The organism is Phenylobacterium sp. (genome assembly GCF_019636135.1).
Taxonomy (GTDB): domain Bacteria; phylum Pseudomonadota; class Alphaproteobacteria; order Caulobacterales; family Caulobacteraceae; genus Phenylobacterium.
Genome location: NZ_JAHBYD010000007.1, coordinates 18641 through 43459 on the forward strand (window position 1 = coordinate 18641; position 24819 = coordinate 43459).

The window sequence follows — 24819 nt, forward strand, 5'->3', positions numbered from 1 at the left end:
GCCGGCGATGGCCGGGGGGCGGACCGAGGGCCGTGAACGCGGCAGGGTCAGCGCGCGACGAGGGGCGCGAATCCCAGGTGCGAGCCCGCGTCCACCAACAGGGTCTCGCCGGTGACGTGTCGCGAGTGCGGCGAGGCCAGGAAGACCGCCGAGACGGCGATGTCCTCGGCGGTGGAGGCGGCCTTCAGCGGCGTGCCGGCCGCGGCGTTCTCGCGGACCCGCGCGGCGGCGGCCTCGCCCACGCCCTTGCCGAACCAGGGCGTGTCGATGAAGCCCGGGCACACCGCATTGACCCGGATCTTCGGCGCGAGCGCGCGGGCCAGCGACAGCGTCATGGTGTTCAGCGCGCCCTTCGAGGCGGCATAGGGGATCGACGAGCCGATGCCGGTGACGCCCGCGATGGAGGCGGTCATCACCACGGCGCCCGGCTGCGGCGCGGCCTCCAGCAGGGCCCGGCAGGCGCGGACCATCTGGTACGACCCGATCACGTTCACCGCGTAGAGCTTCAGGAAGTCGTCGGCCGAGACGCCGTCGAGGTTGGCGTGGGCGTTGAACGTGGTCGTGCCGGCGTTGTTGAACAGCGCGTCCACGCGGCCGTAGGGCTCGGCGGCGGCGGCGATCGCGCGGCAGTCCTCGTCCCTGGCCACGTCGCCCTGGACCAGCACGGCCTCGGCGCCGTGGGCGCGGACCTGGGCGGCGGTCTCCTCGGCGTCGTCCTTGTTGCGGGCGTAGTTGACCACGACGGCCCTGGCCCCGCGGGAGGCCACTTCGACGGCGATGGCGCGGCCGAGGCCGGTCGAAGCGCCGGTCACCACGACCACGAAGTCCTGAAAGTCGCCCTGGGCCACGGCGCGGTCCCTCCTGTTGTTGTTCGACGCCCTGCTAGCCGCTAAAGCCGCCGCATGGAAGAGACCCGTCTCACCCAGCTCGGCCGCGAGGCGAGGGGCTTCGACAGCCCGGAGGCCGCGGTGCTGGAGCGCGTGCCCAACCCGCACGCGGGCGAGGCCTACCTCGTGCGGTTCACGGCCCCGGAGTTCACCTCGCTCTGCCCGGTGACCGGCCAGCCGGATTTCGCGCACCTGGTGATCGACTATGCGCCCGGCGACTGGCTGGTGGAGTCGAAGTCGCTGAAGCTCTACCTGGCCTCGTTCCGCAACCACGGCGCATTCCACGAGGACTGCACGGTGGCGATCGGCCGGCGGCTGGCGGGCGAGCTCTCACCGCAGTGGCTCAGGATCGGCGGATACTGGTACCCCCGCGGCGGCATCCCCATCGACGTGTTCTGGCAGACCGGCCCGGCGCCGCAGGGCCTGTGGCTGCCCGACCAGGGCGTCGCGCCCTATCGCGGCCGCGGCTGAGCAACCGACGCCCGCCAGGTCCTGCGAATACTGTAGGGCTTCAAGAAACGGGTTCCCGGAACGTCTGACGCCACACGAAGCTTGGCAATAGAGGAGGGGCGTCGCGACTCTGCGACCGGGGCGCGCCACCTTTGCGGATGCCTGGGAAGGCTTCCCAAAAGCTGATCGGAGGCCTATAGGTTGCGAGCCCAACTCTCCTCGGGCGTGTCACCTCAGGCCGGGCGACGCGACGCGTCGTCCGGCCGTCGTGCGACAGGCGCCGTCGTGCGACAGGTATCGTGTCCCCCGAAACTCCCCGCCTAAAATTCCGCTCATCCCCGCGCATGCGGGGACCCAGGCTTCCTTCCTCTCCACAGCACCTCCCGCGATATGCGGCACCGGACAACGGCCGACCACCCGGCGCGCCGCAGGCGTCCTGCTTTTCGAACCACGAACCACACGGACCACACGAACGCCTACGGGATGAACTCGCCGCCGGACGCACCCCCGGCCCGTTCGTGTGGTTCGTGTGGTTCGTGGTTGAATCCGTGCGGCGCCAACGCGCCCCGGCGCGCCCGCAGGTTCGCATCGCAGCCAGCCCCGAGCTTCAGGCTCCTGGGAAGTTCAGGGGATAGGCATCGTGTCCCCGGAACTCTCCGCGGTTCATGAAGCGGGCGGACGGGCCGCCCGCGAGCCATATGCGATTGTCCTGCGGAGCCTTTTCGGTTTGTGCTCCCGGAGGGCGACCAATGTGTCGGCCGAAGTCTGGGATCGGCCATGGACGACTTGAAACGCAGCATCGAGAAGAAGAAGGCGGAGCTCGACCGGCTCCGGCCGCTGCGTCCCGACGCCCTCAAGAACCTCGTCCGCTATTACGACGTCGAGCTGACCTACACGTCGAACGCGATCGAGGGGAATACGCTGACCCATCGCGAGACGGCGGAACTCATCGAGCACGGCATTACGGTCGGCGGCAAGCCGCTGCGCGATCATCTCGAAGCCGAGGACCATTATCAGGCCGTGCTCTGGATGCGCGAGCTCGCCGGCCGCGACACGCTGCTCGGCGAGGCCGTGGTGACGGAACTGCACCGGCGCATCGTTGCGCGCAGCAAGCCGGAGATCGCCGGCGTCTACAGCGACCACCCCCGCCGGATCTCGGGCTCGCCCGTGGTGTTCCCGAACCCGCTGAAAATCCCCGAGTTGATGGGCGGGTTCGGCCGCGACCTCGAAGCCGCGCCGCTTTCCCCCGAGTCGGCGTTCGATGCGCATTTCCGGCTGACCGCCATCCATCCGTTCAGCGACGGCAACGGCCGCACGGCGCGCCTGCTCATGAACCTCATGCTTCTGCGCGGCGGCTACGCGCCCGTGGCCGTCCGGCCCGAAGACCGCTCGCGCTATCTCGACGCCCTGGAGCGGGGGTCTCTCGCCGACGACCTGATCCCGTTCCAGACCCTCATGCACGAGCGCCTGGACGCGACCCTCGCGGAGTACCTGAACGCCTTCCACGAGGCGCTGCCGAGCCCTCGCCCCGACCGGATCTAGTTTCGGGACACGACCGCAGGTCGCGTCGCAGCCAGCCCCCAAGCTTCAGGCTCCTGGGAAGTTCAGGGGAGTAGGCATCGTGTCCCCGGAACCGCCGGGCGGTGACCCGGCGCGCCCCGGGGATAGGTATCATGTGTTCGGTCAGGTCGCCTGCGCGATCCTGCGACGGCGCAGCATGGCGCCAGCGGCGCCGAAGCCGCCGATCATCAGCGCCCAGGTTGCAGGCTCCGGAACGCCCGGGCCCGGATCGACAACGGTGTTCGGCGCGTAATCGATCTGGAAGGCCCAATCGACTTGGTTGCCTGCAAAATTGAAGCTGCCCAGCGGCAGGTTCATGGGGTTCACAATACCCCCGATGCCGTCTGCATAGTTGTTGAGGCCGTCAACAACCAAGGCAACACGCGTTGAGGCGGAGAAGGCGGACAAGGTATACACGCCTGCTTCAAGATTTGTACTGAAACCCGCATACAGTAGTTCAGCCATATCCAGCGTACCGCCGCCAAGGTCTTCGCTTGGCATCATGTAGGATGTTTCAAGCAGTTCGCCGTCGACACCTGTTCCTTTATACAAGGAAAGGCCGATAGCTTCATTCGCGCTTGTCGGGTTGGCAACGAGGCCATAGAAACCGCCGCCCGTGAAGGTGGAGTCCTGATCAAGGGTGAAGGATTGCCACATGGTGAAGAAATTAAGCGTGTAACTACCATTGCCGAATGGATTCGCGATGGTGTCGGCCTGGCTGGGCGCGGCCCCAGCCATGGCGATGGCGGCCCCGATGACCAGGGCCAGGCCGGTTCTCTTGTGCATTGGATTACCCCCATTTGAACGGCATGCGGGGAGGCCGTGCCTGCCCCTGCGAAGCGAGTGCGGAAGGCCGATGCCGGATCATCCGATATCGGCTTCCCGTTGGATGTCTTCAGGCGATCGTCCGGGCTGCGTTGCGGCGTCGGCGCAGAGCAGCGCCAGCCAGACCGAAGCCGCCGATCATCAGCGCCCAGGTCGCGGGTTCGGGAACAGCGTTCCCAGTGATCCGCATGCCGATATTCATATCCGCTTGATGGAGAACAATGCCGGCAGTGTTTGCGAAAGCATAGTCAGCGAGCGGCGAGACCGCCGTATCCGGCATGCCAACAGGGAGGGAGTTTGCGCTGAACTCGACCCAATAGTTTGCACCTTTGTCGACGCTGATGCTCAAACCAAATGCCCCGGCCCATCCAGTGAACAAGCTCGCCACATCAAAGGTCGCGCTACCAAGCACATCCCCGAGATCGACTTGTCCCGCATCGTCTCCATAGACGGTCGCGGTCACCGGGCGCTGCGTGTAGTTGTTTCTGAAGAAGCCCTCGATGCTCGTGATCGTGTCCACGTTGGCGGTAAACATACCGAATAGCGATTGGCTGAACGGTCCCGGGTTTCCCACAGTATAATCGACAGTTTCCGGGGTCGGCGCGGCTGCGCCTGTATCGACTACGGTGATGGCGTGCGCCGCCGTTGCTGACAGAGTCATTGTCGATACAATCATCGCGGCAACAATGACGCCGCTCAACCGCCTTCCAAGGGCCGCCCGCCCCGTGAACTCTCTCGTCATCGTTGAACCCCCGTATGTGTTGTCAGGCAGCAGCAGGGCTACCCTCGCATTGCGCGCCGCGCTGACACGGACCGCATCGACGGCATCAAAAGCATAGATGCATACCGGAGCAACAAGATTCCCGCGCTACGGGAAGTCACTCCATGTAACAATATTGCTCATATTGTTGCATGATCCGCGTTTATCTGGAATCTGACATGATCATATGGTTAGTATTACTTAAATCATCGCCAATGAATGTCGCAAATGACTGAATTTTCTCCTCAAACGGGAGCGCAACAATATGAGCAATAACGATGCACGTGAGGGCGCGCAGCGCGCGGCGTTCTACGGTCAAGCTTGTGGCCTCTACAGCCGCGACGGGCGGCGCAAGTACCTCAATCTCGGCGAACGGCGCCGTCTGCTTGCGGCCGGCGCCGCGCACGGTCCTTCGAAGGCGCTGTTCGCCGAAACGATGGCATGGACCGGCGCCCGTGTGAGCGAGGTGCTGGCGCTCACGCCCGCAGCGTTCCAGATCGAGCAGGGCGTCGTCGCCATCGTCACCCTGAAGCGCCGCGGGTTCGTCGTGCGGGAGATCCCGTTGCCGCCCGAACTGATGCGGCGGCTCGACGCGCATTTCGGGCTCTCCATGCGCCAGCGTGACGCCGAACTCGCGACGCAGCGGCTCTGGCCCTGGCACCGCGTCACCGCCTGGCGCTTCCTCAAGACACTCGCGCAGGATGCCGCCGTCACCGGTGCCCCGGCCTGTCCGCGCGGGCTGCGCCATGGCTTCGGCGTCGGCGCCCTCCAGGCCGGCGTGCCGCTCAATCTCGTGCAGCGCTGGCTGGGCCACGCCCGCATGAGCACCACCGCCATCTATGGGGACGCCTGCGGCAGGGAGGAACGCGTCATCGCCAGCCGCTTCTGGGGAATGTGACGCTGTGGTCTCGGGGATGCGATACCTATCCCCGCCGCTTCAGGCTCCTGGGAGGCGACGGGGCAGTCCGGCATCATGTCCCCGAAGAACACCGACCGCGCGATGCGGGCCTTCGGGCGCGGCGGGGGCGCGTCGGCGCCGCATGGATTCAACCACGAACCACACGAACGACACGAACGGGCCGGGGGTGCGTCCGGCGGCGGGTTCATCCCGGAGGCGTTCGTGTTTTTCGTGTTGGTTCGTGGTTCGAAAATGAGGACGCCTGCGGCGTGCCGGGCGGTCGGCCGTCAATACCGCTCGCCCCGGAGATTCCGGGGACACGACGTGTCGCCGAAATCCCCGCGATTCACCGGAATCCCCAGATCGACACCACCACCTAGAGTTCGCCGGCGTCGACCAGTTGCTTCACCTTGGCGGCCAGGCGCGACTGCCAGCCGCGGCCGCCGGCGCGCAGGCGCTCCAGGACGGCGGTGTCCAGGCGCAGCGAGATCGCCGACTTGGGCGCCTCGCCCTCGGCCGGACGGCCGGGCTTGCGGGTCACCTTCTCCATGAAGGCGGCGCCTTTCTCGCGGGCCGGGCGGGCCTTCGCCCAGAACGCCTCGGTCAGCGGCGGGTTGTCGTCGAACCCCTCAGGCGGGGAGGGCTTCTTGGGCATGGCGGTGTCGCTCATGGGGTTCTGCCTTCCTGAGGCTGATGGCGCGGAGCCGGTGTCGGTCTCGACGTAGACCAGCACGAACAGGCGCTCCGCGATGAAGCCGATGGCGATCTCGCGGACTTCGCCGTAGTCGAAGCGCTCGTCGATCGAGAACACCGCCGTCCGGAGTCGAAGTCGGCCGCGGCGGCGAGGCCCACGCCGTGCTTGGCGATGTTGGCGTGGTCCTTGTCCGGGTCGAATTCGACGTCCACGAATTGTGTATATACAGAATGGCGCGGCCCTGCAAGCGTTTTGTATATACGAAACTTGAGCGGCGTGCAGATCGCGTGCAGGGGCGGTCCGCATGCGTCGCACGGCCGCCGCATTACCGGGAATTATGTTGGCCCGGGCCGCGGCGCGGGACAGATATCCCGCGGGACGGCCGGACCCGTGGGGAGCTGAGCGCAGACCTTGATCGCACTTGCCGCCGCCATGCAGCTCTCGATCTCGGGACTGGAGCTTCCGCGCCTGCCGCCGGTCCAGCGCGAGCCGCAGGTCACCTACCTGGACCGTTCCGGCGACGTGATCGGCGTCCGCGGCGGCCGGTACGCCCCGCCGCTCGACGTCGCCAAGCTGCCGAGGCATGTGCCGGGCGCGGTGGTGGCCATCGAGGACCGGCGCTTCTACGAACACACCGGCTTCGATCCGCGCGGGATGGCGAGCGCCGTGGTGGGCGCGCTGGACGGCGGCCGCATGCGCGGCGCCTCGACGATCACCCAGCAGACCGCGCGCCTGCTGTTCCTGAACCAGGACCGCACCATCGAGCGCAAGGCGGTCGAGATCGCCTACGCCGTGCAACTGGAGCGCACCTACACCAAGGCCCAGATCCTCGGCCTGTACATGAGCCGCGCCTACTACGGCGCCGGCGCCTACGGCTATGAGGCCGCCGCCCAGCGCTACTTCGACAAGACGGCCGCGAAGCTGTCGCTGAAGGAAGCGGCCATGCTGGCGGGCGTCCTGAAGTCGCCCACCAACTACAGCCCGATCGACCACCCGGAGGCGTGCCTGCAACGCGCCAACCTGGTGCTGGACGTCATGGTCGAGACGGGCGCGATCACGGCGGCGCAGGCCGCCAAGGCCAAGGCGCAGACGCCGAAGGTCTGGAAGACCCCGCCGGACGGCGCGTCGCAGTATTTCGTCGACTGGGTCGATGGCCAGGTCCGCCAGATGGTCCCGAAGCTGACCCGCGACCTCACCGTCGAGACCACGCTGGACCCGGCGATGGAGCGCGCCGCGGGCGATGCGGCCAAGGCGACGGTGGCGGCCCACAAGGCCCAGGCGACGGACCAGGCGGCGCTGGTCGCCATGGACGGGCAGGGGCGGGTGCGGGCCCTGGTCGGCGGGACCGACCATGCGAGCGCCCCCTACAACCGCGCCGTCAACGCGCGGCGGCAGGCCGGCTCGGCCTGGAAGCCCTTCGTCTACCTGACGGCGCTGGAGCAAGGACGCACGCCGGACACGCCGGTGGTGGACGAGCCGGTGACCATCGCCGGCTGGTCGCCCAGCAACTACGAGAGCGGGACCTTCATGGGCCCGATCACGCTGGAGGTCGCGCTCGCCAAGTCGGTGAACACGGTGGCCGCGCGGCTCGCCGACGAGGTGGGGCGGCCCGCCGTGGCGACCACCGCGCACCGCGTGGGCATCGTCTCGCAGGTGAACACCGACCCGGCCATGGCGCTCGGCACCACGCTGGTGTCGCCGCTGGAGATGACCCAGGCCTACGCGACGTTCGCGAACGGCGGCGACCGCGTGCAGGCCTACGGCATCGAGCGCATCCGCCAGGGCGGCCAGGTGATCTACCAGAAGCGGGCGGCCGCGCCGGTCCCGGCGGTGGCGAACCCGGCGCTGAGCGAGCTCAACCGGATGCTGCGGACCGTGATGACGGCGGGCACCGGCGGCCGTGCGGCCGTGCCGGGCTACGACCTCGCCGGCAAGACGGGCACGACGTCCGACTACAAGGACGCCTGGTTCTGCGGCTACACGGCCAACTTCGCGAGCTGCGCCTGGATGGGCCGCGACGACGCCAAACCCATGGCCCGCATCAGCGGCGCGACGGCGCCGTCGGAACTGTGGCGCAGCTTCATGACCGTGGCGCTGAAGCGCACGCCCAGGGCCCCGATCCCGTTCGGGCCGCCGCCGCCGCCGGCTCCTGCGCCCGAGGTGGAGGTCGCGGTTCAGGCGCCGCCCGCGCCTGTCCCCTCCGAGCCGCACCGCCTCGTTCCGGAACCGCCTACGTGAGCAGAGGCGCCGGCGCTAACGCACGACCTCGAAGTCCATCACCAGCGGCAGGTGGTCGGAGGCCACGCGGCAGGGGGGATCGAAGGGGGCGAACACGTCCTCCACCTCGATCCCGGGGCTCACGAAATGGTGGTCGATGCGCAGCACCGGCAGCGGCGAGGGGAAGGTCGACGAGGGCTGCTTGCGCCGCGCCAGGTTGCGGGCCGGGCGGAGCTGCCGGGTCAGCGTGCGGTAGACCACCGAACTCGCCGTCGCGTTGAAGTCGCCCAGCAGGATCGCCGGCCACCGGCAGTCGGGATGCTCCAGCCACGCCGGCCCCGCCAGGTGCGCCGCCTGGATCTGCTGCTCGCGCGGCACCAGGCCCAGGTGGGTGTTGATGATCTGCAGCGGCCGCCCGTCGACCTCGACCTCGATCCACAGCGCCCCGCGCGGCTCCAGGGCGCGCATGCGCTCGTAGCCCGGAAGGGTCGCCGCCTTCACCAGCCGCTCGGGCAGGCGGGTCAGGATCGCGTCGCCGTAGCGCTCCTCCTCGACCTGCATGGCGGGGTGGAAGTGGTGCGCCATGTCCAGCCGCTGCGCGATCTCGTGCGCCTGGTCGACGCCGCCCGTGCGCCGGCGGCCCACGTCCAGCTCCTGCAACGCCACGATGTCGGGGTCGAGCGACGCCAGCACGTCGGCGATGCGGCCCACGTCGAGGCGACGGTCGTTTCCGACGCAGCGGTGGACGTTGTAGGTCACGATGCGGGGCATGGAGGCGGGGGTTGTGGCGGCTCGGCGCCGCGGAGGCAAGGTTGCCAACTCCCATCCTCAGGGTTCAGTTTCCCGACCGCTGTTTTCTCACGTGGGGGAGAAAGATGAGCGCAGCCCTTCTCGCCGCCCTGTTCCTGCAAGGCGCGGCCGCGGCGGATCGCCCGGCGCCGTCCACCGCGGACCTGCCGCCCTGGAGCCGGACGCCCACCGCCGAGGACATGGCCAGGGCCTATCCGCCCGAGGCGCTGGCCGCCAACTTCGCCGGATCGGCCACCGTCGAGTGTACGGTGGGCGCCACGGGCGCGCTCGGCGACTGCGTGACGATCGGCGAGACGGCCCCGGGGTTCGGCGCGGCGGGGCTTGCGGTGGCCGACAAGTTCCAGCTCCCGCTCAGGAGCCCGTCGGGCGCCAGCACGGTGGGCCGCAACGTGCGTTTCCCCATCCGCTGGCTGAACCCGACCAGGGCCAAGCTGGAGACGGCGGTGATGTACGACGACGAAGGCCGCGTCGGGAACGTCGCCTTCAACTGCCGCGTCCGCGACGACCACGGCCTCGACAACTGCGTGGTGGTCGACGCGCGCCCCGCCGGCACGAACCTGTTCGCGGCGGCCGGCCCGGTCGCGCTCCGCGCCAAGGCCCCCGCCAACATCAAGGCCGGCACGCGCGTGCTGATGGTCGTGGAGCTGCGCGCCAACCGGTAGCGACGTTCACGCGGCGAAATGCTGCACCTGATCGCCCTGGCCGCCGCGGCCCTGGAGTTGGCGCCGCTGTTCAGGATGGCCGCGCGGGCTCCCGACGGCAGCGCCGTCGCCGGCCGATGCATCCGCACCCCGATCCTGTTCCAGCTCGTGACGAACGAGGATTGAGCCCGCGGCGCCTTCCACCCTAAGGTTCTGCTCGGGGAGGCGCGACGATGACTGTAATGATCGTGGCGGTGATGCTGCAGGCCAGTGCGCCTGCGCCGCTGCCCGCCCCGCCGGTGACCGACCCGAATTGGACTCGTAGACCCAACGGCTTGGACATGGCCAAGGCCTATCCGAGAGCGGCGATGGACGCCTTGCTGTTCGCGCGCGCCGTCCTTTATTGCCGCGTCACGGAGAAGGGGACGCTCACTGATTGCACGACCCCGGCGGAAGAGCCCGCCGGTGCCGGCGCCGCGGCGATCGAGCTCAGCCGGCTTTTCAGGATGCAGCCTCGGGCGCGGGATGGCAGTGCGGTCGCGGGCCGTTCGATCCGCATCCCCGTCCGGTTCACGCTGCCCGTCGATATGGCCGCAGCCCCGTCGACGGTCCGTAACGAGGCGTTTGTGGGTGTGACCGTCGAACTGAACTGCCGTTACCGCGACGTGCGTCTCGACGACTGCCATGACGCGCAGGCCCGGACCTACAGCGAGGCCGCGTTCCAGGCTGCCGTCGAGTTCGCGCAGGGGACCACGCTCCCGTCCACACCGCGCCCGGCCGGGCGCATCCTGCTGCCGGTCAAGTTCATCGGCGACGGACCTCCCATTGTCACCCCGACGACGGTGACGCCGCCGATGTGGCTTCGCAGGCCGACCAGCTCGGATGTCGCGCAGGTCATCCCCGAAAAGACGGCGCGTGAGGGCGTCAGCGGCGAGGCGATCATATCCTGCGTCGTCGCGAAGGACGGGCGCCTGGCCGACTGCGTCGTCGTGAGCGAGACGCCGGTCGACGCGGGCTTCGGGGCGGCGGCCCTCAAGCTGGCGGGACGCTTCCAGATGCAGCCGACGACCGCGCAGAGCCAGTCCGTCGAAGGCGGCACAGTGCGCATCCCGATCCGCTTCGTTGCGCCGAACTGAGCGCTGAACCGACGTTACGCTTACCTTGACGCAAGCGTCATCTTTTCCGTCGGCGCGTCCCCGCGTATAGGCTCGCAGCGATACGGCGTAAGCTCGCGCGCCTGGCACGGAGGACGGCCATGAACCTCGATTTCACCCCGGAGGAGAACGCCTTCCGCGAAGAGGTCCGGACCTTCATCGCGGAGAACTACCCGGCCGCGCTGCGCAAGGCGCAGGACGAGGGGCGTCCGCTGACCAAGGACGAGTACCTGATGTGGCACAAGGTGCTGGCCAGGAAGGGCTGGGTCGCGCCGGGCTGGCCGAAGGAGCTGGGCGGCACGGGCTGGACGCCCACGCAGAAGTACATCTGGTCGGAGGAGACCGCGCGCGCCGACTGCCTGCCGATCCTGCCGTTCGGCATGTCGATGCTGGCGCCGGTGGTCTACACCTTCGGCACCGACGAGCAGAAGCAGCGCTTCCTGCCGGGCATCTACAACGGCGACGTCTGGTGGTGCCAGGGCTACTCCGAGCCGGGCGCCGGGTCGGACCTGGCCAGCCTCAAGACCAAGGCCGAGCGCATCACCGGCGACGACGGCAAGGAATACTACCTCGTCAACGGCCAGAAGACGTGGACGACGCTGGGCCAGTACGCCGACTGGGGCTTCTTCCTGGTCCGCACCGACCCCGACGCCAAGCCGCAGTCGGGCATCTCGTTCCTGCTGGTCGACATGAAGACGCCCGGCATCACCGTGCGCCCGATCATCACCCTGGAGGGCGGGCACGAGGTCAACGACGTCTTCCTCGACAACGTGAAGGTGCCGGTCGAGAACCGCATCTTCCACGAGAACCAGGGGTGGACCTGCGCCAAGGCGCTGCTGGCGCACGAGCGCAGCGGGATCGCCGGCGTGGCGCGCTCCAAGCGCAACCTGGAGAAGCTGAGGACGATCGCGAACACCGAGCGCAGCGACACGGGCTCCGCCCTGCTGGCCGACGGCTTCTTCCGCCGCAAGGTGGCGGAGCTGGAGATCGACCTGACGGCGCTGGAGTTCACCGAACTGCGCACCCTGGCCGGCGAGTCGAGCGGCAAGGGCCCGGGGCCGGAAAGCTCGATCCTCAAGATCAAGGGCACCGAGATCCAGCAGCGCCTGCAGGAACTGGCCCTGGAGGCCGTGGGCCACTACGGCGCGCCGTTCCTGCGCGACCTGTCGGGCTCGAACGCCACCGTGGGCCCCGACTACGCCGACGGCCTGGCGGGCGAGATGTTCAACGGCCGCAAGACCTCGATCTACGGCGGTTCCAACGAGATCCAGCGCAACATCATCGCCAAGGCGGTGCTGGGGCTATAACTCCCTCTCCCCCTTGCGGGGAGAGGGTCGGGGAGTGGGGGTGTATACGGTGAGGTGGGATCAGCACCCCCATCCCCGGCCCCTCCCCGCAAGGGGGATGGGAGCATTGGACCGAGCGCCAGGCGCGATCTTGAAATCCGACCGCGCGGCCGGCGCCGCCCGGCGGATGCGGCGCGCGCCGACCTACGCCGAGCGCGACCTGTGGAAGGTTCTGCGCAAGACCGATCTGCACTTCCGCCGCCAAGTCCCGTTCGGCCCGTACGTGGTGGACTTCGCCTGCCATCGGCATCGGCTCGTCGTCGAGGTCGAGGGCGGCATTCACGACCTTCCATCCGTCGCCGCGCGTGACCTTGACCGTGAGGCATGGCTGACAGCCCGCGGTTACCGGGTTATGCGGTTCCGGAACAACGACCATCCCGAAGACATCGTCCGCGTCATCCTCGAGCGGGTCAGCGCGGACACCCCCACCCCCGGCCCCTCCCCGCAAGGGGGAGGGGAGCAGAAGGAGTAGACCGCCGTGGATTTCAGCTTCACCGAAGAACAGTCGATGCTGCGCGACACGGTGGCGGCGTACCTCGCCGACCACTACGATTTCGACAAGCGCCGCGCCGTGGTGACCAAGGAGCCCGGCTGGCGGCCCGAGGTGTGGAAGGCCTTCGCCGAGGAGCTGGGCATCCTGGGCGCGCCGTTCCCGGAGGAGCTGGGCGGCCTGGGCGGCGGCCCGATCGAGAACATGGTCGTGATGGAGGAGTTCGGTAAGGCGCTGGTCGTCGAGCCCTACCTCGGCACGGTGGTGATCGGCGGCGGCTTCCTGAAGCATTCGGGCCACGCCGGCGCGGCCGACCTGATCGGCGGGATCATCGAGGGCAGGAACATCTTCGCCTTCGCCTACGCCGAGCCCAAGGGCCGCTACAACCTGGCCGCCCTGGAAACGACGGCGAAGAAGGACGGCGCGGGCTGGGTCCTGAACGGTCACAAGGCCGTGGTGCTCGGCGCCCCGTTCGCGACCCACCTGATCGTGACCGCCCGCACTGCCGGCGGGCCGCGCGATGCGCAGGGGATCTCGGTGTTCATCGTCGAGAAGGGCGCGAAGGGCGTCACCACCCGCGACTACCCGACCGTCGACGGCAATCGCGCCTCGGAGGTCTACTTCGAGAACGTGAGCCTGGGCGCCGATGCGCTGATCGGCCCGGCCGACAACGGCCTGCCGCTGGTCGAGAAGGTGGTGGACGAGGCGATCGCCGCCACCTGCGCCGAGGCCTGCGGCGTGCTGCGCAAGCTGCACGAGGGCACGCTGGAGTACACCAAGCAGCGCAAGCAGTTCGGCGTGCCGATCAGCTCGTTCCAGGTGCTGCAGCACCGCATGGTCGACATGTTCATCAACGTCGAGCAGGCCGTGTCGATGACCTACATGGCCAACATCAAGGTCACCGACGACGCCGAGCGCGCGAAGGCCGTCTCGGCCGCCAAGGTGCAGATCGGCAAGGCCTGCCGCTTCGTGGGCCAGAACGCGATCCAGCTCCATGGCGGCATGGGCATGACCGACGAGATGGCCATCGGCCACTACTTCAAGCGCGCCACCATGATCGAGACGGCCTTCGGCTCCGTGGATCACCACCTGGCGCGGTACGAGTTCCTGAGCCTGGGGCAGGCGGCGTAGGCTTCCAACGCGTTGTCATCCCGGTTTTGGCGAAGCCAAAGACCGGGACCCAACCGTCCGGTGCTCTGAGCTGGCCAGCATGGCCCGACCGCTGGGGCCGCCCCTAACATCGACGCACCGGACGGTTGGGTCCCGGTCTTCGCCTGCGGCGAAACCGGGATGACAGGGGTTTGTGGACGCGGCACACCTTCGCCATGGGCAAGGACGCACAGGTCGTGGCGCGGTTCGCCGACGGGGCCGACGAGGGCCGGTTGCAGTACGAGGCTCCGAAGCTGGTGTTCCGGGGCGCGCGGCGGCGCGTCTGGGACGGCGAGGGGCTGAAGGGCGTCCGCGCGGAAGGCGGCGAACTGGTGCTGGCCGACGGCTCGCGGTTCACGCTCGGCGAGAAGCCGGCCGCGAGTTGGGCCGATGCGATCGCCAACCCCAAAGGCCGGCTCGACAAGATCGGCGTGAAGGCCGGCATGCGCGTCGCCGTCCTGGGCGTCGCGGACGACGCCTTCGCGGGCGAGCTGGCCGCGCGTGAGGCGCTGCTGGTCGACGATCCCAAAGGCCTCGACCTCCTGTTCTACGCCGCCGACAGCGCCGAGGAACTCGCGCGCATCGGCGGCCTCGTCCCGGCCCTGGCCGAGAAGGGCGCGCTCTGGGTCGTCTCTCGCAAGGGCAAGGCCGCCACGGTGAAGGACGTCGAGGTCATGGCCGCCGCCAGGGCCTGCGGCCTGGTCGACAACAAGGTCGTCGGGTTCTCGGACACGCTGACGGCGCTGCGCTTCACGCGCCGGCGCTGACCGTCGCGCGGGGCGGCGGCGGCCACACCGTGGTTGCCGCCCGGCGCGGCGCGCCCTAACCGGGGCGGCGATGGCCTTCCGCGACTTCGCCCTGCTCATGGCCATGTGCCTGGTCTGGGCGGTGAACAACATCGTCTCGAAGTATGTGGTGAGCACGCTCGACGTGCCGCCGCTGTTCTATGCGGCGTGCCGGTTCCTGATCGTGGCGGCCTGCCTGGTCCCGTTCCTGCGGCCGGCGCCGAAGCCCACGTGGCGGCTGATCCTCACCGCCTTCCTGATGGGCGGCGGCAACTTCGGCCTGATGTTCGTGGGCCTGAAGTATGCGACGCCGTCGGCCGCGGCCGTCGTGCTGCAGCTCGGCATGCCGATGACGCTGATCCTGTCGATGATGTTCCTGGGCGAACGCGTGCGCTGGCGCCGCGCGCTGGGGATCGCACTCACCTTCGCCGGCGTGCTGACGGTGATGTACGACCCGCACGGCCTTGCGCTCTCGACCGGGCTGATGCTGATCGCCGGCGCCACGCTGATGTCGTCGGTGGGGGTGATCCTGACGAAGCAGATGGAGGGCATGCGGCCGATCACCTTCCAGGCTTGGGTGGGGCTCGTGTCCCTCGTGCCGTTGGCGGCGCTCTCGGCGATCTTCGAGCCGGGGCAGGTGCGGATCGCGCTGGATGCGGGCTGGCCGTTCCTGGCGGCGGTGCTGTTCTCGGCCTTCATCGTCTCGGTGGGCGCCCACACGCTCTACGTGACCCTGCTGCAGAAGTACGAGGCCAACCTGATCGCGGCGCTGATCCTGGTGACCCCGCTGGAGACGATCGCGCTCGGCGTGCTGCTGCTGCACGACCCGTTCGGCCCGCGCCACATCGTCGGCAGCGCGCTGGCGCTGGCCGGCGTCTTGATCATCTCGCTCAGGGGCAGTCAGGTCATGGCCCGGCTGCTCGCGCTCAGGAACCGGAACTGATGGACGTGATCGCGGCCCCTTCGCCGAACTTCGACGCCCGCACCGCGCCGCCGTCCATTCTCGTGCTGCACTACACCGGCATGAAGTCGGGCGAAGAGGCCATCGCCCGCCTGCGCGACCCCGACGCGCGGGTCAGTGCGCACTATGTCGTCGAGGAGGATGGCCGCACCTTCAGCCTGGTGGCCGAGGAACGGCGAGCCTGGCACGCCGGCGTCTCGTTCTGGCGGGGCCGGCGCAACGTGAACGGCGACTCCATCGGCATCGAGATCGTGAATCCGGGCCACGAGTGGGGCTACCGCGCCTTTCCCGAGGCCCAGGTCGCCGCCGTGACCGAGCTGGTCGCCGACATCCGCACCCGCTGGGCCATCGAGGACCGCGACATCGTCGGCCACGCCGACGTCGCGCCCGCCCGCAAGGAGGACCCCGGCGAGCTCTTCCCGTGGAAGCGCCTCGCCGAAGCGGGCCATGGCCTCTGGGCCGAAGCGCCATCCGCCCCTGGCGCGCCGATCGGCGAGGGCGAGGCGGGCGCCGCCGTCTTCGCCCTGCAGGCCGGATTCACCCGCCTGGGCTACGACCTGCCGCCCTCGGGCGAGTTCGACGCCGACACCGCCGCGGTGGTGAGGGCGTTCCAGCGGCATTGGCGCCCGGAGCGGGTGGACGGGATGGCCGACGGCGAGACCCGCGCGCGCCTGATCGCGCTGCTGCGGCTCGCGGGGTGAAAAAGAGGGACACACACCATTTTTCGCATCCATCGCGCGCGGAAAAGCCCAGTTGTCGCCGCGAAAAATGGTGTGTGTCCCTCTTTTTCACTACATATGCCCCCGGATCAGACGGCCGGGCGGTCGCGGCGCTCTCGGGCGTCGAGGAAAGTCCGGGCTCCACGACGACATGGCGGTGGGTAACGCCCACCGGGGGTGACCCCAGGGATAGCGCCACAGAGAGCAGACCGCCTTCGCTCCGGCGAAGGGAAGGGTGAAAGGGTGGGGTAAGAGCCCACCGGGCCGCTGGTGACAGGGGCCGCATGGCAAGCCCCGCCAGGAGCAAGACCGAATAGGGATCCCGCGCCCTCCTTAGCCTCGGCGAAGGAGGGTAGGAGCGTCGCCGCTCCGAGGGGTCCGGGTAGGTCGCGAGAACCGGCCGGCAACGGCCGGTCCAGAGGAATGACCGTCACGCCCGCTCTTCGCGGAGGGGGCGGACAGAACCCGGCTTACAGGCCGTCTGATCCACGCTCCCCGACCGCACCTCCCCCGCTGCGCAGGGGAGGTAGGTTCCAAGTATGTTCTGTGGATAACCCTTGCGGATTAACCATGCGACCGTTGGACACCTCTGTTTTGGCTCAAATAGTCAGTTAGTGTCATTGAAACCCACTCAGTCCCATGTTAACCCAATTGCAATTCGTCGGTCGGAACGCGGGGTCGGGCGCGGGTTCCAGATAGCCGGGGAATGGCAGGGGGCTGGTTCAGAGAGATGTTTCTCTCGACGTTCGAGAAGCAGCTGGACGCGAAGCGGCGCATCGTCGTGCCGCAGGAGTACCGCGCCGCGCTCTCGTCGGACGGCGTCTTCGTCTTCCCGTCCATCCGTTCGGACTGCATCGAAGGCGGCGGCCAGGCCCTGTTCGACCGTTACGGCGCGGTCGCCGACGAGCTGGAGTTCGGCGACGAGCTGCGGGACTCCATCGAGCGCAACGTCTTCGGCGAGATGCAGAAGCTCTCCTTCGACACCGCCGGCCGCATCACCCTGCCCGAGGGGCTCTGCGAGCCGTACGGCATCACCGACTGGGTCGCCGTCGTCGGCCTGCGCGACCGCTTCGAGATCTGGGAGCGCGACGCCTACCGCGCCCAGCGCGCCGCCGACCGCGAGCGCGCCCGCACCGGCCTCGCCGACATGCGCGTGCGTCAGCGCGCCGCGCGGCTCGGGGGCGGCGCATGAGCGCCCCCGGCAAACCTCACATTTCCGTCCTCCTCGACGAAACCGTCGAGAACCTCGCCGCCAAGACCGGCGACGTGATCGTGGACGGCACCTTCGGCGCGGGCGGCTACGCTCGCGCGATCCTGGCGACAGGCGCGAAGGTCGTGGCCTTTGACCGCGACCCTACGGTCCGTCGCTTCGCCGCGGGATTTCCGGAAGACCGCTTCAGACTGGTGGAAGCGAGATTCTCGGAGATGGACGCGGTCCTCGGCGAGGGCCATGCCGATGGCGTGGCCCTCGACCTCGGGGTCTCTTCGATGCAGATCGACGAGGCGGCGCGCGGCTTCTCGTTCATGGCCGACGGGCCGCTCGACATGCGGATGGGCGGCGACGGCCCGACCGCGGCCGACCTCGTCAACACGGCCGAACAGGACGAACTGGCCCGCATCATCTTCGTCTACGGCGAGGAGCGGGAGAGCCGCCGCATCGCCCGCGCGATCGTGAAGCGCCGCGCCGAGCAGCCCTTCAGCCGCACGCTGGAGCTGGCCGCGTTCGTCGAGCAGGCGCTGGGCGGCCGCCGCGGCGCCAGGATCCATCCCGCCACCCGCACCTTCCAGGGCCTGCGCATCGCGGTGAACGACGAACTGGGCGAGCTGGAGGCCGGCCTTTCCGCCGCCGAACGCGTCCTGAAGGCGGGCGGGCGGCTCTGCGTCGTCACGTTCCATTCGCTCGAGGACAGAATCGTGAAGACGTTCCTGGGCGAGCGGGCGGGGCGGACGCCTTCGGGTTCGCGTCATGCGCCGCCGGCGGCGCAGGGACCCGCGCCCAGCTTCCGCCTGCTCTTCAACGGCGCCCGCGGCCCGTCCGAAGCGGAGGTGGCGGCCAACCCCCGCGCCCGCTCGGCGAAGCTGAGGGCGGCGGTGCGCACCGACGCCCCGGCCTGGACCCTGCTTCGCCAGGGCCACGCGGGGCAGGGGGCGGCGCCTGGCCTTCGTGGCTCCGGAAGGGGCGTAGGAGGATGAGCGTGTTCACGAAGAAGGTGCGGGGCTTCCGGCTGCTCGACCTGATCGGCATCGGCTTCCTGATCGCCCTGATCCTGGGCGTCTACCTGGCCAAGACCATGGCGGGCCGCGAGCGCGCCGAGATCGCCAGCGTCGAGCGCGAGATCAAGGCCGAGACGTCGCGCATCCGCCTGCTGCAGGCCGAGGTCGCCCACCTGGAGCAGCCCGGCCGCATCGAGCGGCTGGCGGTGACCTACCTGAAGATGGAGGCGGTGCCGGCCAACCGCGAGGCGAGCCCCGCCCAATTGCCGCGGATGGCCGTGGGCGGCCTGCCGCCGAAGGCGAAGGCGCCGTCGCCCGTCGCCGCACTGTTCAACGCCTCGAACCAGACGCCCGGCGTGCCGCCGCCCGGGCCGCATGAAGCCGCCCCGGTGCGCGTGGCCGAGGCCCAGCCGGCGGCGGCGCCGGCCCCGACGGGAGCGCCGCAATGAGCCTGGGCCAGCACGCCTTCGGCCGCGCCGGCCTGCCGCGCTGGCTCGCGGAGCGGATCTGGGGCCTGGAGCACGCCTTCGAACGCGCCCGCGCCTCGGGCCGCGCCGAGGACGACACCCGCCTGCGCATCTTCTTCGTGCTGGTGCTGTTCAGCCTGGGCTTCCTCGCCCTGGCCTACGGCGCCACGCGCGCCGCCCTGTTCTCGGACGCGGCGAAGGCGAGCGGCATCGTCTCGCCCCTGGGCGCCTCGCGCGCCGACCTCGTCGACCGCAACGGCCGGCTCCTGGCCCGCGACCTGACGCACTACGGCCTCTACATCGACCCGCGCGAGATCTGGGACCAGAACGAGACCCGCCGCGCCCTGCTGTCGATCCTGCCCAACCTCGAAGCCGACCGGCTGGAGCGGGCGCTGCGCGGCAAGCGGCGCATCTTCGTCCTGGGCGCGCTGACCCCCGCCGAACGCAACCGGGTGCATGAGCTGGGCCTGCCCGGCGTGACGTTCGAGCCCGAGCAGCGGCGCGTCTATCCGCTGGGGCCCAGCGCGGCGCACATCATCGGCTTCTCCGACGCCGGCGGCGAGGGCCTGTCGGGCGCGGAGGCGGCGTTCAACGACGAGATCCGCGAGGCGGCCACGGGCAGCGGCACGGTCCCGCTCTCCATCGACCTGCGCGTGCAGGGCGCGCTGGAGGACGAGCTCTGGAAGTCGGTCGCCGAGTTCCAGCCGAAGGGCGCGGTCGGGCTCGTCACCGACGTCCACACGGGCGAGATCCTGGGCCTGGCGAGCTGGCCCGTGTTCGACCCGAACAAGCCGGGCCGGGCGGGCGTCTACGCCCAGACCAACCGCGCCGCGGCGACGATCTTCGAGATGGGCTCGACCTTCAAGGCGTTCACGGTGGCGATCGGCCTGGACACCGGCGTGGCCACGCCTTCGACCCGGTTCGACGCCACCCACCCGTTCCAGATCGGCTACCGCACGATCAAGGACTACCACGCGACCCACGCCGTCCTGAACCTGGTCGAGGTGTTCCAGCACTCGTCCAACATCGGCACGGCGCGCCTGGCCATGGGCGTCGGCCCGGCGCGGATGGAGCAGTACTACAAGGCCCTCGGCCTCACGACGCCGGCGAAGGTGGAGCTGATCGAGAGCGCGCGGCCGCTGACGCCGAAGACGTGGGACCAGGACGCGATCGCCTCGACCTCGTTCGGCTTCGGCCTGAACGTGAGCCCGCTGGCCCTGGCCCGCGCCTACGAGCCGCTGCTGAACGGCGGCCGGCTGGTGCCGCTGACCATCCGCAGGCTGGAACCCGGCGCCAAGGTCGATGGTCCCCGGGTCATGTCGGAGAAGACCTCGCTCGAGATGCTGTCGATCATGCGCGCCAACGTCACGGGCGGCAGCGGCAAGTCGGCGAACATCGAAGGCCTCTACGTCGGCGGCAAGACCGGCACCGGCAACAAGTACGACCCCGCCACGCGCCGCTACAGCAACGTCAAGCAAGTCTCCTCGTTCGCCGCGGTCTTCCCGACCACGGGCGGCGTGAAGGACAAGCGCTACTTCGTGCTGATCCTGATGGACGAGCCGGGCCGCGGCCGCCTGGGCATCGACCCCACCGGCGGCATCGCCGCCGCCCCGGTCGCCGGCCGGGTGATCGAGCGCATCGCCCCGTTCCTCGGCGTGAAGCGCCAGGGTGCGAACGTTCCCCAGGCCGTCCCGGTCGAGCAACCCGTCTCCGCGGAGGCGAGCGACGGCCAATGACCCGCCTTCGCCAAGGCTTCGGAGGGCTTCGGCCCAAATCCCTCGAAGCTCCTGCAAGGAGCGAAGCCGGATGACCGCGCGGCTCTCCAAGATCGTGAAGCGCGACCTGGGCGTCGATCCGGAGATCACCGGCGTCACCGCCGACAGCCGCAAGGTCAAGCCGGGCTTCCTGTTCGCGGCCCTGCCGGGCTCGAAGGCCGACGGCGCGACCTTCGCCGCCAAGGCGGTCGAGGCGGGCGCCGCGGCGGTCATCGCCGACCAGGATCTGAACCTGTCGGTTCCCACGGTCGTGTGCCGCGACCCGCGCCGCGGCTATGCGCTGGCCGCCGCCAACTTCTGGGGCCGCCAGCCGCAGACCTGCGTCGCCGTCACCGGCACCAACGGCAAGACCTCGGTCGCCAACTTCTGCCGCCAGATCTTCGCGCGCGCCGGCCACGCCTCGGCCAGCATGGGCACGCTGGGCCTGACGGTCTCGCGGCCCGACGGGGCGGTCGAGCAACTCACCCCGCCCGGCCTCACCACGCCCGACGCCGGCGACGTGGCCGAGCTCCTGGCCCGCATCAGCCAGCTCGGCGTGACCCACTTCGCGATGGAGGCCTCGTCGCACGGCATCGACCAGCGCCGGCTGGACGGCGTGCGGCTGGACGCGGCCGGGTTCCTGAACCTGACCCAGGACCACCTCGACTACCACGTCACCATGGACGCCTACCTGAAGGCCAAGCTGCGCCTGTTCGAGCAACTGATGCCGCGGGGGGCGACCGCGGTGCTGAACGCCGACAACGAGGCCTTCCCGTTCTTCGCCGCCGCCTCGGTGGTGTCGGGCCAGCGGGTGATGAGCGTGGGCGAGACGGGCCAGGCGCTGAAGCTGCTGTCGCGTGAACTGCTGCCGGACGGCCAGCGCCTGTCGATCCGCGCCGAGGGCCGGGTGTTCGACGTGCGCCTGCCGCTGGCGGGCGACTTCCAGGCGTCGAACGCGCTGGTGGCGGCCGGCCTCTGCAAGGCGGCGGGCCTCACCTACGAGGAGGCGTTCGCGGGCCTCGAAAAGCTGACGGGCGTCGCCGGGCGGCTCCAGCGCGTCGGGGCCGGCGGCCGTGGCGGCGAGGCCTACGTCGACTACGCCCACACGCCGGACGGCCTGGAGACCGTGCTGAAGGCGCTGCGCCCGCACGTCCGCGGCAAGCTGGTGGTGGTGTTCGGCGCCGGCGGCGACCGCGACAAGGGCAAGCGCCCCCTGATGGGCCAGATCGCCGCGAAGTTCGCCGACGTCGCCATCGTCACCGACGACAATCCCCGCACTGAAGTCGCCGCCACGATCCGGGCAGAAATCCTCGCTGGGGCTAAGGGCGCCAGGGAGATCGGCGACCGCCGTGAGGCGATCCGCGCCGCCGCCGCCATGCTGCAGGACGGCGACATCCTGGTCGTGGCCGGCAAGGGCCACGAGCAGGGCCAGATCGTGGGCGACGTGGTCCACCCGTTCGACGACGTCGCCGAGACCGCCCGGGCGCTGGAGCTGGTCCATGGCTGACCCGCTCTGGACGTCGAAGGCGATAGCGGCGGCGACGGGCGGGGACGAGGCGGGCGGGTTCGCGGCCACCGGCGTCTCCATCGACACCCGCACCCTGGAGCCCGGCGACCTCTTCGTGGCCCTGGCCGGCGTGCGCGACGGCCATGAGTTCGTCGCCCAGGCGATGGCGAAGGGCGCGGCCGGCGCGCTCGTGAGCCAGGACGTCGACGCGCCCGCCGTGAAGGTCTCCGGGGACGTCCTCGCGGCGCTGGAGAAGCTGGGCGTCGCCGCGCGCGAGCGGGCCCCGCGGGCCAGGCGGGGCGCCGTCACGGGCTCGGTCGGCAAGACCTCGGTGACCCAGGCGGTGATGGCGGGCCTGAGCCTCGCCGGCCCGGCGCATTCGTCGGTGAAGAGCTACAACAACCACATCGGCGTGCCCCTGACGCTCGCCCGCATGCCGGCGGGGACCGAGCGCGCGGTCTTCGAGATCGGCATGAACCACGCGGGCGAGATCGGGCCGCTCTCGCGGTTCGTCCGCCCGCACGCCGCGCTCGTCACCACGGTCGGCCCGGTCCACACCGAGAACTTCCCCGACGGCGAGGAAGGCGTGGCCCGCGCCAAGGCCGAGATCTTCGAGGGGCTGGAGCCCGGCGGCGTGGCGGTCCTGAACGCCGACAACCGCTGGTTCGACCTGCTGGCCGACGCGGCGAAGGCGGCCGGCGCCACGATCCGCACCTTCGGGACCGGCGCGCGCTGCGACGCCCGCCTGATCGACTTCCAGGTTCCGGCGCACCACGCGGTGGTCCAGGCCCGCCTCGACGGCAAGGCCCTGGACTTCCCGATCCTGCAGACCGGCCTGCACTGGGGCCTGAACGCGATGGCCGTGCTGCTGATGCTCCAGGCCCTCGACGTCGACCTCGACAAGAGCCTGGCGGCCCTGGGCGCGTTCGAGCCGCTGGCCGGCCGGGGGGCCGAGGCGGACGTGCCCGTCGCCGGCGGCGCCTTCACCCTCATCGACGAGAGCTACAACGCCAACCCGATCTCGATGGCCTCGGCGATCGCCACCCTGGGCGCCCGCGCCGCCGCCGGCCGCCGGATCGTGGCCCTGACCGACATGCTGGAGCTGGGCCCCGGGGAACGCGCCTTCCACGCCGGCCTGGCCGAACCGCTGGCGTCTGCACGGGTCGACCTCGTCTTCTGCGCCGGTCCCCTGATGAAATCGCTCTGGGACGCCCTTCCGCCGACTCGGCGCGGCGGCTACGCCGAAACGGCGGCCGACCTTGCGCCGCGCGTCGCCGAGGCCGTGAGCGCGGGCGACGTCGTGATGGTGAAGGGGTCGAACGGGTCGAAGGCCGGGCAGGTGGCCCAGGCGCTGGCCGCGCTCGGTTCTTCCGCCGACGCCCGGTCCGGGGAGGCGCGCTGATGTTCTACTGGCTCTGGCAGACGCTCGCGGCCCACGACTACGTCCCGGTCCTGAACCTGCTGAAGTACCAGACCTTCCGCACCGTGCTGGCCATCGCGACGGCCCAACTGGTGGTGGTCGCGATGGGCTCGCGCTTCATCCGCTGGATGAAGGCCAGGCAGGGCCGCGGCCAGCCCATCCGCGCCGAGGGCATCGAGCGCCATGTGCTCGAGAAGTCCGGCACGCCCACCATGGGCGGGGTGATGATCCTGGCGGGCCTGTTCTCCGGCGTGCTGCTGTGGGGCGACCTCGCCAACGTCTACGTCTGGGCGGTGCTGCTGGTCACCGCCGGCTACGGCCTGCTGGGTTTCATGGACGACTACGCCAAGGTCACCAAGCAGACGACCGCCGGGGTCTCGGGGCGCATGCGCCTGGCGATGGAGGCCGGGATCGCCATGGCCGCGGTCGCCCTCATCATCGTCTTCGCCGCCAAGCCGCCCGAGACGCCCGAGCTGCTGACCTCGGTCGCCTTCCCGGTGTTCAAGCAGTGGCTGGTGGACCTCAGATGGTTCTACCTCGCCTTCGGCGCCTTCGTGATCGTCGGCGCCGCCAACGCCGTGAACTTCACCGACGGCCTGGACGGGCTGGCGACCGTGCCGGTGATGATCGCCTCGGCCGCCTACGGCCTGATCGCCTACCTCGTCGGCAACTACGTCTTCGCCAACTACCTGCAGCTCCACTTCGTCCCGGGCGTGGGCGAACTCGCCATCATCTGCGGGGCGCTGGTGGGCTCGGGCCTGGGCTTCCTCTGGTACAACGCCCCGCCGGCCAAGATCTTCATGGGCGACACCGGCTCGCTGGCCCTGGGCGGCACGGTCGGCGCCATCGCGGTCGCCACCCGCCACGAGATCGTGCTGGCCATCATCGGCGGCCTGTTCGTGGCCGAGCTGCTCAGCGTCGTGATCCAGGTGGCCTGGTTCAAGCGCACCGGCCGGCGCATCTTCCTGATGGCCCCGATCCACCACCACTTCGAGAAGCTGGGCTGGTCGGAATCCACCGTGGTGATCCGCTTCTGGATCGTCTCGATCATGCTGGCCCTGGTGGGCCTCGCCACCCTCAAGCTGCGGTAGGGGAGGGCCGGCGCGACGCC

The 24819-nt window shown here is 69.8% G+C and carries 25 protein-coding genes and 1 other RNA gene; 21 read left to right on the forward strand and 5 right to left on the reverse strand.

Going from position 1 to position 24819, the window contains the following annotated elements:
* Positions 1–47: 47 nt before the first annotated feature.
* Complete coding sequence (locus tag KF737_RS06510) at positions 48–848, reverse strand: SDR family NAD(P)-dependent oxidoreductase (protein WP_296451793.1); 801 nt, start codon at positions 846–848, stop codon at positions 48–50.
* A gap of 54 nt (positions 849–902) precedes the next feature.
* On the opposite strand from KF737_RS06510, the gene queF reads away from it, so the two are divergent.
* Positions 903–1358 (forward strand): preQ(1) synthase, encoded by a 456-nt coding sequence (queF, locus tag KF737_RS06515; RefSeq protein WP_296451796.1) that lies wholly within the window; start codon positions 903–905, stop codon positions 1356–1358.
* 756 nt (positions 1359–2114) lie between these two features.
* The gene (locus KF737_RS06520) at positions 2115–2879 is read left to right on the forward strand and encodes a Fic family protein (RefSeq protein WP_296451799.1); all 765 of its coding nucleotides are present in this window, start codon (positions 2115–2117) and stop codon (positions 2877–2879) included.
* 141 nt (positions 2880–3020) lie between these two features.
* Here the strand turns inward: KF737_RS06520 and KF737_RS06525 are convergent, their stop codons facing one another.
* Entirely contained in the window at positions 3021–3683 is a 663-nt protein-coding gene (locus KF737_RS06525) for a PEPxxWA-CTERM sorting domain-containing protein (protein WP_296451803.1), read from the reverse strand.
* A gap of 109 nt (positions 3684–3792) precedes the next feature.
* Complete coding sequence (locus KF737_RS06530; RefSeq protein ID WP_296451806.1) at positions 3793–4422, reverse strand: PEPxxWA-CTERM sorting domain-containing protein; 630 nt, start codon at positions 4420–4422, stop codon at positions 3793–3795.
* 325 nt (positions 4423–4747) lie between these two features.
* Between KF737_RS06530 and KF737_RS06535 the strand changes: the two genes are divergently transcribed.
* Complete coding sequence (locus KF737_RS06535) at positions 4748–5380, forward strand: site-specific integrase (RefSeq protein ID WP_296451809.1); 633 nt, start codon at positions 4748–4750, stop codon at positions 5378–5380.
* A gap of 376 nt (positions 5381–5756) precedes the next feature.
* Here KF737_RS06535 and KF737_RS06540 read toward each other — a convergent pair whose 3' ends face one another.
* Positions 5757–6191 carry a BrnA antitoxin family protein gene (locus tag KF737_RS06540; RefSeq protein ID WP_296451812.1) on the reverse strand — a complete coding sequence of 145 codons (435 nt, stop codon included), beginning with the start codon at positions 6189–6191 and terminating at the stop codon, positions 5757–5759.
* 294 nt (positions 6192–6485) lie between these two features.
* Between KF737_RS06540 and KF737_RS06545 the strand changes: the two genes are divergently transcribed.
* Positions 6486–8312, forward strand: coding sequence for a transglycosylase domain-containing protein (locus KF737_RS06545; protein ID WP_296451814.1), 1827 nt, complete (start codon positions 6486–6488; stop codon positions 8310–8312).
* A 15-nt stretch (positions 8313–8327) separates the two neighbouring features.
* Here the strand turns inward: KF737_RS06545 and KF737_RS06550 are convergent, their stop codons facing one another.
* Entirely contained in the window at positions 8328–9062 is a 735-nt protein-coding gene (locus KF737_RS06550; protein ID WP_296451818.1) for an endonuclease/exonuclease/phosphatase family protein, read from the reverse strand.
* 104 nt (positions 9063–9166) lie between these two features.
* On the opposite strand from KF737_RS06550, the gene KF737_RS06555 reads away from it, so the two are divergent.
* The 17 genes from KF737_RS06555 to mraY all read left to right on the forward strand — a co-directional run bounded on the left by KF737_RS06555 (position 9167) and on the right by mraY (position 24799).
* Complete coding sequence (locus tag KF737_RS06555) at positions 9167–9763, forward strand: hypothetical protein (RefSeq protein ID WP_296451823.1); 597 nt, start codon at positions 9167–9169, stop codon at positions 9761–9763.
* A gap of 18 nt (positions 9764–9781) precedes the next feature.
* On the forward strand, positions 9782–9928 hold the full coding sequence (locus KF737_RS06560) for a hypothetical protein (RefSeq protein ID WP_296451826.1): 147 nt from the start codon (positions 9782–9784) through the stop codon (positions 9926–9928).
* 155 nt (positions 9929–10083) lie between these two features.
* On the forward strand, positions 10084–10878 hold the full coding sequence (locus KF737_RS06565) for a TonB family protein (protein WP_296451829.1): 795 nt from the start codon (positions 10084–10086) through the stop codon (positions 10876–10878).
* 119 nt (positions 10879–10997) lie between these two features.
* Positions 10998–12203: an acyl-CoA dehydrogenase family protein gene (locus KF737_RS06570; protein ID WP_296451832.1), complete on the forward strand. Its 1206-nt coding sequence runs from the start codon at positions 10998–11000 to the stop codon at positions 12201–12203.
* Between the two features lie 130 nt (positions 12204–12333).
* Positions 12334–12714 carry an endonuclease domain-containing protein gene (locus tag KF737_RS06575; protein WP_296451835.1) on the forward strand — a complete coding sequence of 127 codons (381 nt, stop codon included), beginning with the start codon at positions 12334–12336 and terminating at the stop codon, positions 12712–12714.
* 6 nt (positions 12715–12720) lie between these two features.
* Entirely contained in the window at positions 12721–13863 is a 1143-nt protein-coding gene (locus tag KF737_RS06580; protein ID WP_296451839.1) for an acyl-CoA dehydrogenase family protein, read from the forward strand.
* Between the two features lie 194 nt (positions 13864–14057).
* A complete protein-coding gene (locus KF737_RS06585) occupies positions 14058–14648 on the forward strand; it encodes a DUF3052 domain-containing protein (protein ID WP_296451842.1) in 591 nt (196 codons plus the stop codon).
* A 70-nt stretch (positions 14649–14718) separates the two neighbouring features.
* Entirely contained in the window at positions 14719–15609 is an 891-nt protein-coding gene (locus tag KF737_RS06590) for a DMT family transporter (protein ID WP_296451846.1), read from the forward strand.
* Positions 15609–16328: an N-acetylmuramoyl-L-alanine amidase gene (locus KF737_RS06595; RefSeq protein WP_296451848.1), complete on the forward strand. Its 720-nt coding sequence runs from the start codon at positions 15609–15611 to the stop codon at positions 16326–16328. The genes KF737_RS06590 and KF737_RS06595 overlap by 1 nt, the downstream gene beginning before the upstream one ends.
* Positions 16329–16435: 107 nt before the next feature.
* Positions 16436–16835: RNase P RNA component class A (gene rnpB / locus KF737_RS06600), an RNA gene on the forward strand.
* A gap of 241 nt (positions 16836–17076) precedes the next feature.
* A complete protein-coding gene (locus KF737_RS06605; RefSeq protein WP_296451851.1) occupies positions 17077–17538 on the forward strand; it encodes a division/cell wall cluster transcriptional repressor MraZ in 462 nt (153 codons plus the stop codon).
* Complete coding sequence (gene rsmH / locus KF737_RS06610; RefSeq protein ID WP_296451854.1) at positions 17535–18539, forward strand: 16S rRNA (cytosine(1402)-N(4))-methyltransferase RsmH; 1005 nt, start codon at positions 17535–17537, stop codon at positions 18537–18539. Before KF737_RS06605 ends, rsmH begins: the two co-directional genes overlap by 4 nt.
* Positions 18536–19009 (forward strand): cell division protein, encoded by a 474-nt coding sequence (locus KF737_RS06615; RefSeq protein ID WP_296451856.1) that lies wholly within the window; start codon positions 18536–18538, stop codon positions 19007–19009. The genes rsmH and KF737_RS06615 overlap by 4 nt, the downstream gene beginning before the upstream one ends.
* Positions 19006–20763 (forward strand): penicillin-binding protein 2, encoded by a 1758-nt coding sequence (locus tag KF737_RS06620; protein WP_296451859.1) that lies wholly within the window; start codon positions 19006–19008, stop codon positions 20761–20763. Before KF737_RS06615 ends, KF737_RS06620 begins: the two co-directional genes overlap by 4 nt.
* A gap of 70 nt (positions 20764–20833) precedes the next feature.
* Positions 20834–22288, forward strand: coding sequence for a UDP-N-acetylmuramoyl-L-alanyl-D-glutamate--2,6-diaminopimelate ligase (locus KF737_RS06625; RefSeq protein ID WP_296451861.1), 1455 nt, complete (start codon positions 20834–20836; stop codon positions 22286–22288).
* Positions 22281–23690 carry a UDP-N-acetylmuramoyl-tripeptide--D-alanyl-D-alanine ligase gene (gene murF, locus KF737_RS06630; RefSeq protein ID WP_296451865.1) on the forward strand — a complete coding sequence of 470 codons (1410 nt, stop codon included), beginning with the start codon at positions 22281–22283 and terminating at the stop codon, positions 23688–23690. Before KF737_RS06625 ends, murF begins: the two co-directional genes overlap by 8 nt.
* Positions 23690–24799, forward strand: coding sequence for a phospho-N-acetylmuramoyl-pentapeptide-transferase (gene mraY, locus KF737_RS06635; protein WP_296451868.1), 1110 nt, complete (start codon positions 23690–23692; stop codon positions 24797–24799). Before murF ends, mraY begins: the two co-directional genes overlap by 1 nt.
* Positions 24800–24819: the final 20 nt, after the last annotated feature.